This is a genomic window from Pseudoalteromonas sp. NH0006-46 (genome assembly GCF_057547735.1).
Window position 1 is genome coordinate 1 of record NZ_BAAJML010000006.1, and the last position, 12,424, is coordinate 12,424.

At 39.4% G+C, this 12,424-nt stretch carries 10 protein-coding genes; 9 read left to right on the forward strand and 1 reads right to left on the reverse strand.

The features are described 5' to 3' along the window. The first annotated feature begins 526 nt into the window (after positions 1-526). The 5 genes from AC27I2_RS12425 to ihfA all read left to right on the forward strand — a co-directional run bounded on the left by AC27I2_RS12425 (position 527) and on the right by ihfA (position 6,062). Positions 527-1,582: a DUF2066 domain-containing protein gene (locus AC27I2_RS12425; RefSeq protein ID WP_487204443.1), complete on the forward strand. Its 1,056-nt coding sequence runs from the start codon at positions 527-529 to the stop codon at positions 1,580-1,582. Next, complete coding sequence (hda, locus tag AC27I2_RS12430; RefSeq protein WP_171034596.1) at positions 1,582-2,292, forward strand: DnaA inactivator Hda; 711 nt, start codon at positions 1,582-1,584, stop codon at positions 2,290-2,292. The genes AC27I2_RS12425 and hda overlap by 1 nt, the downstream gene beginning before the upstream one ends. 84 nt (positions 2,293-2,376) lie before the next feature. After that, complete coding sequence (gene pheS, locus AC27I2_RS12435) at positions 2,377-3,357, forward strand: phenylalanine--tRNA ligase subunit alpha (RefSeq protein WP_058404847.1); 981 nt, start codon at positions 2,377-2,379, stop codon at positions 3,355-3,357. 15 nt (positions 3,358-3,372) lie between these two features. Continuing rightward, positions 3,373-5,760, forward strand: coding sequence for a phenylalanine--tRNA ligase subunit beta (gene pheT, locus AC27I2_RS12440; RefSeq protein ID WP_219423499.1), 2,388 nt, complete (start codon positions 3,373-3,375; stop codon positions 5,758-5,760). 2 nt (positions 5,761-5,762) lie between these two features. Further along, positions 5,763-6,062 (forward strand): integration host factor subunit alpha, encoded by a 300-nt coding sequence (gene ihfA / locus AC27I2_RS12445; protein ID WP_002960690.1) that lies wholly within the window; start codon positions 5,763-5,765, stop codon positions 6,060-6,062. A 72-nt stretch (positions 6,063-6,134) separates the two neighbouring features. Here the strand turns inward: ihfA and AC27I2_RS12450 are convergent, their stop codons facing one another. Next, a complete protein-coding gene (locus AC27I2_RS12450) occupies positions 6,135-6,935 on the reverse strand; it encodes a DUF2989 domain-containing protein (RefSeq protein ID WP_058551161.1) in 801 nt (266 codons plus the stop codon). A gap of 174 nt (positions 6,936-7,109) precedes the next feature. On the opposite strand from AC27I2_RS12450, the gene AC27I2_RS12455 reads away from it, so the two are divergent. The 4 genes from AC27I2_RS12455 to AC27I2_RS12470 all read left to right on the forward strand — a co-directional run bounded on the left by AC27I2_RS12455 (position 7,110) and on the right by AC27I2_RS12470 (position 12,424). Continuing rightward, positions 7,110-8,552 carry a glyceraldehyde-3-phosphate dehydrogenase gene (locus tag AC27I2_RS12455; protein WP_058404850.1) on the forward strand — a complete coding sequence of 481 codons (1,443 nt, stop codon included), beginning with the start codon at positions 7,110-7,112 and terminating at the stop codon, positions 8,550-8,552. Between the two features lie 212 nt (positions 8,553-8,764). Next, positions 8,765-9,892, forward strand: coding sequence for a M14 family metallopeptidase (locus AC27I2_RS12460; RefSeq protein ID WP_058404875.1), 1,128 nt, complete (start codon positions 8,765-8,767; stop codon positions 9,890-9,892). A gap of 535 nt (positions 9,893-10,427) precedes the next feature. After that, the gene (locus tag AC27I2_RS12465; protein ID WP_487204444.1) at positions 10,428-11,930 is read left to right on the forward strand and encodes an alanine/glycine:cation symporter family protein; all 1,503 of its coding nucleotides are present in this window, start codon (positions 10,428-10,430) and stop codon (positions 11,928-11,930) included. A gap of 167 nt (positions 11,931-12,097) precedes the next feature. Next, positions 12,098-12,424: a hypothetical protein gene (locus tag AC27I2_RS12470; RefSeq protein ID WP_058404852.1), complete on the forward strand. Its 327-nt coding sequence runs from the start codon at positions 12,098-12,100 to the stop codon at positions 12,422-12,424.

The window sequence follows — 12,424 nt, forward strand, 5'->3', positions numbered from 1 at the left end:
GCACATGACGAACTCAGTAGTGAAACAAAACAGCTCGAAGGCGAGCCCCGGCCAACGATAGTGTAGCATTTGCTATGTGAAAGTAGGACATTACCAGGCTTCAAATAAGCGAAACCCGTTACAGCAATGTGACGGGTTTTTTGCTATCTGGGATTTAATAAATAGCCAAGAGCCCATGACGAACTCAGTAGTGAAACAAAACAGCTCGAAGGCGAGCCCCGGCCAACGATAGTGTAGCATTTGCTATGTGAAAGTAGGACATTCTACTGCGTAGCGCACCGACTTCAAATACAAGAAAGCCCGATTCGAAAGAGCCGGGTTTTTTTACGTCTATAGAAAAGTAAAATTAAGCATTTCTCTCTCTAAAGCGCAGTGTCTCTTAAGCGAAGCGCCTCTTTGTGAACAGTGTTGTGGCTATCCAGTGCATTTACCATGATTCAACATATCTCAGTAATAAATATAATTTTGCTTTGTTACTGGCTTTGATTTAGGATCAAATCAGTTTAAAACCAAGAACTAACATACAGTGTATAGATTATTAATTACCGCAATATCCATTTTAATTTGTTTTTCTGTTTCAGCAGTTGAAGTCACTGATCTATATCAAGATATTTTAAAAGTTGATGATAAATCAAGAGATGCACGATTAACGGCAAGTCGTAAAGCTTTACTTAACGTATTAGTCAAAGTGAGCGGTGATGAAACAGCCGATCAAAATCGATTAGCTCAACAGCGAACTAAAGATATTTCTGATTACATGCTCAAATTTGAATACGATGAGCGTACAGAGGGTCAGTTAAAGTTAGTTGTTAAATTTGAAGAACGTAAAATCAATACGCTTGTAAAAGAACTGAGTTTACCACTTTGGGGTTCACAACGCCCGTTAGTCGCTATTTGGTTGGGTATTGAAGATAACTGGCGCAGAGAGCTAGTTACACAGGAAAGTTATCCACAGGTGGAGCAATTAATTTACGATAGTGCACGAAGACGTGGCTTACCTGTTGTTGTGCCATTACTGGATTTACAAGATAGGCGTCTAGTAGGAATACCAGAGGTGTGGGGTAATTTTTCAGGGCCTATCGAGGAAGCGTCCCAGCGTTATAGTGCTGAAAGAAGCATCACAGCCAAAATGTACAAAGACAACAACAGCAATAACTGGGTTCTAGATTGGCGATTCACGAATGATGACTTGTTTGACGAAAATCGCTTAGTTGGCGATAAACAACAAATTGTTAGTCAAATGATTGATACATTAGCAAGAGGGCTTGCCAGTGAGTACGCAATTGATCCTAATGCATACTATGAACAAGCTTCGGCAATTTTAACCTTAAAAGGGACTGACAATTTTGTAGATGTTGAGTTAGCGAAAAGACGTTTACAAAGTCTTAGTGTGGTTACCGATGTAATCATTATCCGTAAAACAACAGAATTTGTTGAATATAAACTGAGCCATACAGGAAATGTTACAGATTTAAAAAAAGCACTAGGTCTCGATTCTGCTTTTAAAGATTATATCGACCCGCGTGCTTTTTATCATGTAGTAGACAAAAGCAGCCTTGAGTATCAATGGGTAAAACCATAGTGCTAAATCAAGAACCAATGCAAATGGCTTTGCCTGTTACTTTACCAGATGACGAAACTTTCGCATCGTACTTCGGTGGCGAAGATTCATTAGAGGTAAATCACCTCAAAGCAAGTTTTTCTGAATTGGCGAATACATTTCAATATACGTATTTGTGTGGTTTAGGTGACTCAGGAAAATCTCACTTGTTGTACGCTACATGCATAAAGGCTCAAGAGCGTGGCCTTTCAAATATGCTGCTTTCTATGCGTGAGGTTATTAACTTTGGCCCTATGGTTTTAGATGGACTAGAAGCACTGGATATACTATGTATTGACGATGTTCATCTAGTCGCAGGCAACGATGCTTGGGAAAAAGCTTTATTTAATTTTTTTAATCGCTTTAATGAACCCGGTAAAATGTTGGTTGTAACAGCTGACCTATTACCAAATATGCTAAATATATCGCTTCCAGATCTAGAGTCACGTTTAACGTGGGGAACCACGTTTCAAATACGTTCAATGAGTGATGATGACAAAGCTCAAGCTTTAGTTAAACGTGCACACATGCGTGGGCTTGAATTAAGTGATGAATGTGCGCGGTTTTTATTAACCCGCCTGAGCCGCGATATGCGAGCATTATTAGATGTTCTAGACAAATTAGATCACGCATCTATGGCAGCACAAAGAAAATTAACAATTCCTTTTATAAAATCAACGTTAAAGCTGTAGTAGGTCTAGAATCTAGACCCTGCTTTCAGTTATCATAAGCTATTAGTTAACAGCAATCACCCTCTGTGAAAGATCAGGTACCCAATGAACTTAGAAAATATATTAGCGCAAGCACTTGAGGCTGTAGCCAGTGCCAGTGAAATCGCGCAACTAGAAGAAATCAGGGTTAATTACCTTGGAAAAAAAGGCGAAATCACCAGCTTACTTAAAACGTTAGGAAAAATTGCACCTGAGGAACGAAAAGAAGCAGGGCAAGTGATAAACCAAGCTAAACAAGATGTACAAGTTGCAATTAACGAAAAGCGTGAATTATTAGCGAGTAAAGCACTAGAAGAAAAACTAGCTGCAGAGACTATTGATGTAACTCTTCCCGGTCGTGTAATGCCAGCGGGTGGCTTGCATCCAGTAACACGTACTATTGAGCGTATTGAAAGTTTTTTTGGCGAGTTAGGGTTTGCTGTTAAATCAGGTCCAGAAATTGAAGATGACTTTCATAACTTTGACGCATTAAATATTCCAGAACATCACCCTGCGCGCGCTGATCACGATACCTTTTATTTTAATCCTAAGTTAGTACTGCGTACTCAAACCAGTGGTGTGCAAATACGAACTATGGAAACAGAGCAGCCGCCGCTTCGTATCATATCTCCTGGGCGCGTATACCGTAACGATTACGATCAAACGCACACTCCGATGTTTCATCAGGTAGAAGGTTTAATGGTAGATACTGACGTTAGCTTTACTGAGCTAAAAGGTATTTTACACGACTTTTTGCGTAACTTTTTTGAAGAAGACATGGAAATTCGTTTCCGTCCTTCATTTTTCCCATTCACAGAGCCTTCAGCTGAAGTCGATGTAATGGGCAAAGACGGCAAATGGCTAGAAGTATTAGGCTGTGGCATGGTACATCCAAATGTTCTTAAGTCTGTGGGTATTGATCCTGAGAAATACACGGGTTTTGCATTCGGCATGGGTGTAGAGCGCCTAACAATGTTGCGTTATGGCGTAAACGATTTACGTGCATTTTTCGAAAATGACTTAAAATTCCTAAACCAGTTCCGTTAAGAGTGAAGCAATAAAATGAAATTTAGTGAAAAGTGGTTAAGAGAGTGGGTAAACCCTGCTATTGATACGCAAGCTCTGTCGGAACAGCTTTCTATGGCCGGCCTTGAAGTTGACGGCGTTGAGCCAGCTGCAGCCAAGTTTAATGGTGTTGTTGTTGGTGAAGTTGTTGAATGTGGCCAGCACCCTGATGCAGATAAGCTACGTGTAACAAAAATTAATGTTGGTGGTGATGAACTGCTAGATATTGTATGTGGTGCACCAAACTGTCGCCAAGGCATAAAAGTTGCTGTAGCAACCGTAGGTGCTGTGTTACCTGGCGATTTCAAAATTAAAAAAGCGAAGCTACGCGGTCAGCCTTCTCATGGGATGTTATGTGCATTCGACGAGCTAGGTATTAGCGAAGAGGGTGAAGGCATCATGGAGTTACCAAGTGATGCACCAATTGGCACTGACTTACGTGAATATCTAAGCCTTGACGATAACATCATTGATGTTGATTTAACGCCAAATCGTGGTGACTGTTTAGGCATTAAAGGCCTTGCACGTGAGGTAGGCGTTTTAAATAGTACAGATGTAAATGTATTAGAAATACCAGCTGTAACACCAACAATTGACGATAAAGTATCAATTGAACTAGTTAATGAAGATGCTTGTCCTCGTTATTTAGGTCGTGTAATTAAGGGAATTAACCTTGATGCAGAAACACCACTTTGGATGGTTGAAAAACTACGCCGTAGTGGCGTGCGTTCAATCGATCCGGTTGTTGACATAACAAACTATGTACTACTAGAACTTGGTCACCCGATGCATGCTTTTGATTTAAATACAATTGAAGGCGGTATTAAAGTACGTAATGCTAATGTTGGTGAAGAGCTTGTATTACTTGATGGCAATGCCGCTAAATTAAAAGAATCAACACTTGTGATAGCCGATCATAATAAAGCACTCGCAATTGCTGGCATTTTTGGTGGTGAGCAATCTGGCGTTACTGAAAAAACAACAGACATACTGCTTGAAAGTGCGTTCTTTAACCCGGTAGCAATTGCTGGGCAAGCGCGTAGCTACGGTTTACATACCGATGCGTCACATCGTTATGAGCGTGGAGTAGACTTTGCACTACAACATGATGCAATGCAGCGTGCTACAGCGTTACTTTTAGAAATTGTTGGTGGTCAAGCAGGTCCTGTAGTTGAAGCTGTTGCAGCCGATAAACTACCAAAAGTGACTGAAGTACGTTTGCGTCGTTCTCGTTTAGACCGCGTAATAGGTCATCATATTGATGATGCTAAAGTAACTGATATTCTGACTCGTTTAGGCCTTGATGTTAAAGTTGAAAATGATAGCTGGAGTGCGGACATACCAAGCTACCGTTTTGATATTCGCATTGAAGAAGACTTAATTGAAGAAGTTGCGCGCGTATACGGTTATAACAGTATCCCAAATGTGGCACCAACTGCAAAACTTAAAATGACAACGCATAACGAAGCGAGTATTGCGCTAAGCAAATTCCGTAATACGTTAGTAACGCGTGGGTATCAAGAAGCGATAACTTACAGCTTCGTTGATCCTAAGGCTCAAGCTATTTTGCATCCACGAAGTGATGCACTTGTTCTACCGCATCCTATTTCAATTGAAATGTCAGCAATGCGTGTCAGTTTAATGCCGGGTTTATTAGCGTCTGTTGCATACAACCAAAATCGTCAACAACCTCGCATTAGGTTATTCGAGCATGGCCTTAAATTTATAAGCGATGAAAATGCTGAAAATGGTGTATGCCAAGTACCTGTGATTGGTGGTGTTATTACTGGTTTAGCACATGGAGAGCATTGGGTTGAAGAAAAACGAAACGTTGATTTCTACGATTTAAAAGGTGATGTTGAAGCATTACTTGCTATTACAAATGACGTGAGCCGTTTTGAAATTAAAGCTGAACAATCTGATGGACTTCATCCTGGCCAGTCAGCTGTTATTTATGTTGATGGGAAAAAGGTTGGCTTTTTTGGTGCATTACATCCTCAAGCGCAAAAGTCGTTAGATATCAATAACGCAACTTTTGTATTTGAAATTGAAATGTCAGCAATTGAAAAAAGAAATTTACCACAAGCTGAAAGCGTGTCTAAATTTCCTTCAAACCGTCGCGACATCGCGATTTTAGTGGCCAACAGCGTTAAATCTGGCGATATTTTAAACGCTATAGAAAAAGTTGGCGGAAATCAATTGGTTGACCTAAACTTATTCGATGTGTATAAGGGCAAAGGTATTGAGCCAAATTATAAGAGTTTGGCGATTGCTCTAACACTGCAAGCGGTTGATAGAACACTCGAAGAGAAAGATATCAATCTAGTAGTTGATAACGTGGTGGCCGAATTGGCCGAAAAGTTTAATGCATCGTTGAGGGACTAGATATGGCGCTTACTAAAGCCGACATAGCTGAACACCTATTTGAAAAGCTCGGGATCAATAAAAAAGATGCCAAAGATTTAGTTGAAGCGTTTTTTGAAGAAATCCGCTCAGCGCTAGAAAAAGGAGAGCAGGTTAAGCTTTCTGGATTTGGTAACTTTGATCTTCGAGACAAAAAAGAAAGACCAGGGCGTAATCCGAAAACAGGCGAAGACATTCCTATTTCGGCGCGTCGTGTTGTCACCTTTAGACCGGGCCAAAAATTAAAGACCCGTGTTGAAGTGGGTACCAGCAAAGCAAAATAAAAAAAGGCAGCGAAAGCTGCCTTTTTTATTACACAGCCGCTTAACGTTTAGGTAAGCGGATTGAGTATTTTGTTAAAATTCTCTAGGTGATACAAATTCACCTTCTAATACTTGTTGATAGGTTTGCTCAGCAAGTGAATCAAGGCCTGATAAGTTTTTACCTGTGCTTAACAGCTCTTGTTCTATTTCAAATAAATCTATATTTTCGATACCCGACATTTGTGCCACTTTTGAAAATATATAGGCATGTTTAAATTTATCATGTTTATAAAAAAGGCTAATTAATGAGGTGTATACTTCAGGGTTAGGTAGATTCCCTTTTTCATTCAGCTCTAATGTTTTATAGAGTAAATCAATGGTTTTATCGTCATCAAATTTAATATAGTATGACGCTAAAAAGAACTGCATCTCTGCACTTTGGGTAACGCTTGGATCGTTTTCTATGGCTAAAAGCTTACTTAATGCACCTTGATTATTGTTTCTTGACCAATGGTAATAAAGTAAACCGGGGTGAGTTGTATTTACAGTGTCTTGATAAAGGCGTGTCATTTCTTTAATGCTAGTAAGCTGCCCATCTATTCGAGACGTTTTTTTAGCTTTGAGCTTTATGTGCTCAATTTTGGCTGCCAATGTTATACATTGGTTGTATGTCTCAAATTCTTTTAATAATTGATATTTATTTTCATCCGTTGGCTCTTTGTATTCACTGTAACGCTTTAAAATAACTTCAGCACGCTCGTCCTTACAATGACTATCTTTGTTTAGATCAGCACAAAAACCGGGTGTTTCCTTACAAACTTGTGCCAGCGTCACAGGGTCTTCACAACCCGCTAATGTTAGTAATCCAAGTAATATACTTGCTCTTTTTAGCATTCCTTAACCCCAAATAAATATCTACACAGCTATTCTAGCGCAATCATTTAACGCCTAACAGTAGAGAATAACTTCAGATTAAATTAGAATAGCCGTGCCTGAAGTGCATTACTCTCAAAATATAGTGCACTTTTAAAGGCTATCCGTTCAAAATGATAAATTTAGGTAAATAAAATGACCTCATCTCACGAGTTAGAATACACAAATAGTTGGCAAGAACGCCAAGATTACGCTGAAAGTATGCAACCTATTATTGGTAAGCTTTACCGTAATCGTGGTATTGAAATTGCTGTATATGGCCGTCCTCTCGTAAATGCCAGCACAATTGAAATTATTAAATCTCACAAAACTGTTGCACAATTTGAAGGCACAAAATTACGTTTGCGCGAAAGCTTCCCGTTTTTAGAAGCAATCAGCAAAATGGAATTAAACTCTGCTCGTATTGATATTGGTAAGCTGGCATATAGCTACTTATACGGCGACGTTGCAAACGGCCGTTCAGTTGAAGAGTTTGTTAAAGATGAATTAGCAGAAATAGCCAATTCGACTGTAAAAGAGCCACGTGATGTAGTCCTTTATGGCTTTGGCCGTATTGGCCGTTTGCTTGCTCGCTTATTAATTGAAAAATCGGGCCCTTACGCCGATTTACGTCTACGTGCAATCGTTGTGCGTGGCGGTAAAGAGGGTGACCTCGAAAAACGTGCCAGTTTATTGCGTCGTGATTCAATTCATGGTCCATTTAATGGTTCAATCACTATTGATAAAGAACGTAATGCAATTAAAGCGAACGGCAGTTACATTCAGGTTATTTATGCAAATTCGCCTAGCGAAATCGATTACACACAATACGGTATCGAGAATGCGTTAATTGTTGATAACACAGGTATTTGGAAAGATGAAGCAGGTCTTGGTCAGCATTTAGAGTGTAAAGGTGCGGCTAAAGTATTACTAACGGCACCGGCTAAAGGTAATATTAAAAACATCGTATATGGTGTAAATAACCAAGATATTTTATCTGAAGATAAAATTGTGTGTGCAGCAAGTTGTACAACAAATGCGATTACGCCAACGTTAAAAGCATTAAACGACAAGTTTGGTATTAATAATGGCCATGTTGAAACGGTTCACTCGTACACAAACGATCAAAACCTAATCGATAACTATCACAAAGCAGAGCGTCGTGGTCGAGCTGCGGCCCTGAACATGGTAATTACTGAGACAGGTGCGGCAAAGGCGGTATCTAAAGCGTTACCAGAGCTAGAAGGCAAGTTAACAGGTAACGCGATTCGCGTTCCTACACCAAACGTTTCGCTTGCTATCTTGAACTTAAACTTAGCTACAAGTACGTCGGTTGAAGAGCTAAACGCATTTTTACGCGATACAGCGTTGCATTCAGACTTACGTGATCAAATTGATTACACAGCGTCTACAGAAATAGTGTCTACCGATTTAGTGGGTAGCCGTTATGCTGGTGTTGTTGACTCGCAAGCAACAATTGTTGACGATAACCGTATTGTTTTATACGTATGGTACGATAATGAATTTGGCTATAGCTGCCAAGTAGTTCGTTGTATGCGAGATATGGCTGAAGTGTCATTCCCAAGCCTACCACGCTAATGTATATTTAGTAGCCAAAAGCCAGCGTTTAGCTGGCTTTTTTAATGTGTCATTATTTTTAAAGTGCGTGCCTTATGCTACGCTTTAATCATTAAAATACAGCGAGCGTAGTTATTTCATAATACGCTGTGTTTAGTGCGAGTATTATTGCTCGCGATGTTAGTTCTGCTAGTTACAATGCAGATGAGCTTATTCAAATTAAAGGTTTTTTCATGAAAATCAGCAGTAATTTCGACAGTGGTAATATCAAGGTCATTGATGCAACCGATCCGCTTAATATTCAATTAGAGATCAATAACGATCACAATTCTGAATTTTACCAGTGGTTTCACTTTCGATTAGAAACAACGCCTTATCAATTACATAAGCTTAATATTAATCAGCTTGAAAAATCAGCATACCCAGATGGTTGGGAGGGCTACCAAGCAGTTGCTTCTTATGATCGCCAAACATGGTTTCGTGTTCCATCAAGCTATGAAAATGGCACGCTAAGCTTTGAAATAGAGCCAGAGTGCGGCAGTGTGTATTTTGCTTACTTCGCACCATACAGCTACGACCGCCATTTAGACTTACTTTCTTGGGCACAAGCTCAAGGTGCTTGCCAGCTTCAAACATTAGGTGAAACACTTGATGGGCGCGATATCAGCGTGCTAAGAATAGGTGAGCCAAGTGAAGATAAAAAAGTCATTTGGGTAACTGCACGTCAGCACCCAGGTGAAACAATGGCTGAATGGTTTGTAGAAGGTTTACTTCATAAATTACTTGATGACGAAGACCCGCATGCTGCAGCATTATTATCAAAAGCAGTATTCTATATTGTGCCAAACATGAACCCTGATGGCAGTGTGCGCGGACATTTACGTACTAATGCTAAAGGTGTTAACTTAAATCGTGAATGGCAAACACCATCGATTGAAAACAGCCCTGAAGTCTATTTTGTGCTTAATAAAATGCGCGAAACAGGTTTAGATATGCACCTTGATATTCATGGTGATGAAGCTATTCCTTATAACTTTGTTGCAGGCAGTGAAGGTATTCCAAGTTACGACGAGCGCCTTAAAAACTTAGAAGATAACTTTAAAGCGGCGTTACTAACAATAACACCTGAGTTTCAAGATGAGCACGGCTACCCGAAAGATGAGCCAGGTGAGGCTTTGTTAACCGTGGCTTCGTCGGCAACGGCTGAAGAGTTTAAAGCGCTTACATACACCATTGAAATGCCGTTTAAAGATAACAACGATTTACCTGATCCAGATTATGGCTGGTCAGATCGTCGTTCGTACCAGTTTGGTCAAGACACATTAGCAGCCATTGTAAATGTGGTTGATACGCTCAGATAGAGTATTTAGAAAAGGCATCAATTTTTGGTGCCTTTTTTTATTCAAATTTAAAACGAATTAATATAATACCAATCCGCAATAATACATAGTCATTTTACTAGGCTAAACGTGTCGCTACTTGCGTCAAAACTCTTATTAAGAGCAACTAAATAGCGAATTTTTTGCCTAGCTATTAACACGCTTTTCTAGCTTTAAAATAGATAACTTAATTAAGCGAATAGATATACAGCCCTTTTTATAAATCACTTCAATCAAAAATAGATTTTAATCACGCTGTATAAGTCCTTAGCATATTCATATAATTCAAATTACTGGTTAAATAACCCTCAAACACGACGCCAAAGCGCACGTTTTATCTCTAAATATGAAAATTAAGTGTTAACAAAGTTAGCCAACTTAAGTTAATATCAATAACAATCGAATTAAAGATAGGCGCATTGAGGCCTGATTTTTAATCGCTTTGTGTCGCGCATTCTGAGTAGCTAAAACAGAGTCTCGTAATTCATAATAAAAAATATAACTATAGAGGATATTCATGGAAGCTTTTGTAAGCGCTGTTAATGATGTTGTTTGGAGTAATGCCCTTATTTACTTATGCCTTGGCGCGGGCTTGTTTTATTCTGTATTAACTCGATTTGCCCAAGTTCGACATTTTAAAGAAATGTGTAAGTTATTATTTAGTCCTAACACATCTGAAAAAGGCATTTCTTCTTTCCAAGCACTTGCTGTGTCTTTATCGGGGCGAGTTGGTGTAGGTAACATTGCCGGTGTTGCTGCAGCTATTGGTTTTGGTGGTCCGGGGGCAATTTTTTGGATGTGGGTTGTTGCATTTTTAGGTGCAAGTACGGCCTATGCCGAGTCAACGCTGGGTCAAATTTATAAAGAAGAAGAAAACGGCCAGTACCGTGGTGGACCTGCGTTTTACTTTGACCGTTGTTTAAAGCAAAAGTGGCTAGCCATCCTATTTGCTATTTCTGCCGTTGTTGCGTGTGGTGTGTTCCTTCCTGGTGTACAAGCAAATGCAGTAGGTAATGCGTTTACTCAAGTATTTGGCGACGGGACTATGGTATCGACCAGCTTTGGCGATGTAGGCAGCTTTAAGTTAGTTGCGCTGGCTATTATTCTTATCGTTTTAGCTTTTATTATTTTCGGTGGCATAAAACGTATTGCTAACTTTACCCAAATTGTAGTGCCGTTTATGGCACTAGGTTACATTGTACTTGCCTTAATTGTTGTATTTTTACACATCGATAGAGTACCAGATATTTTCGCCATGATTATAAGCGACGCCTTTACAGCTCAAGCAGGATTTGGTGCTGCAATTGGTTGGGGTGTAAAACGTGGGATATACTCAAACGAAGCAGGACAAGGTACTGGGCCACATGCAGCCTCTGCTGCAGAGGTAGACCACCCAGCACAGCAAGGTTTAGTTCAGGCTTTTTCAGTTTACGTAGATACCATCTTTGTATGTACCGCAACTGCACTTATGATTTTATTAACACAACAATACAACATTGTTGGCGAGCTACCTGCAGGTCAATTTATTGTACAAAATATTGATGCAGCAACAGAAGTCGGTTCTGCAGCATTTACACAAATGGCATTATTCAGCGTATTTGGCGGGTTTGGCGAAGCATTTGTAGGCATTGCACTGTTCTTCTTTGCGTTCACTACAATTTTAGCTTACTACTTCATTGCCGAAACTAACATTGCATACTTAAATCGTTATTTTAAAGGCAGTATTCCACTCGTTATTGTGAAGTTTGTGATAATGTTTATGGTTGCGTACGGTATGGTCAATAGCTCGGGTTATATTTGGACTATTGGCGACATAGGCGTAGGTTTAATGGCATGGATCAATATATTAGGCATTTTAGCTATATTTTTTGTCGCAAAACCAGCACTACTATGTTTAAGCGATTACGAAGATCAAAAGAAAAAAGGCGGCAAAATAACTTTCGACCCAGTTAAGTTAGGCATAAAAAATGCTACTTTTTGGGAAAAGCGCCTTGAAAAGCAATCTAAAGATCCTGAGTGATTCAATATACAACGTACTTGCTAGTTTGTGGGGAAGTGGATTTAAGCCAATAACAGAAAGTGATATTATCTATTGTTGGTTTAAATTGAAAAAAGACAACGACAAATAAAACAAGTACAATAAAGGCGCCGCAAGGCGCTTTTTTTATGCGTAGTATGGAGAGATGTATGGCGATAATTCGTTGCCCAAAATGTGCAAAATCAATTTCAGATAAATACAAGCAATGCCCGCATTGCGAAAGTAACATTTCAGAGCTAAATGACGAGCAGGTTCAACAACTTCAGCGCGAACAGCAAATTAAAAAAAAGCAGATGTTTATAAATCACTCCTTCTTAGCACTTATCATATTTTTGGGTGGTTTTTTCTGTTTGTATTTTTTACAACCGCAAAAAGAAACCCTTGAGTGGTATGCTTACACCATCGCCATTGGCGTTGGGTGTATTTGGTATCTTATTAACCGTATTGTTTTAGTGACTCTTAAAAAGAAAAGATGA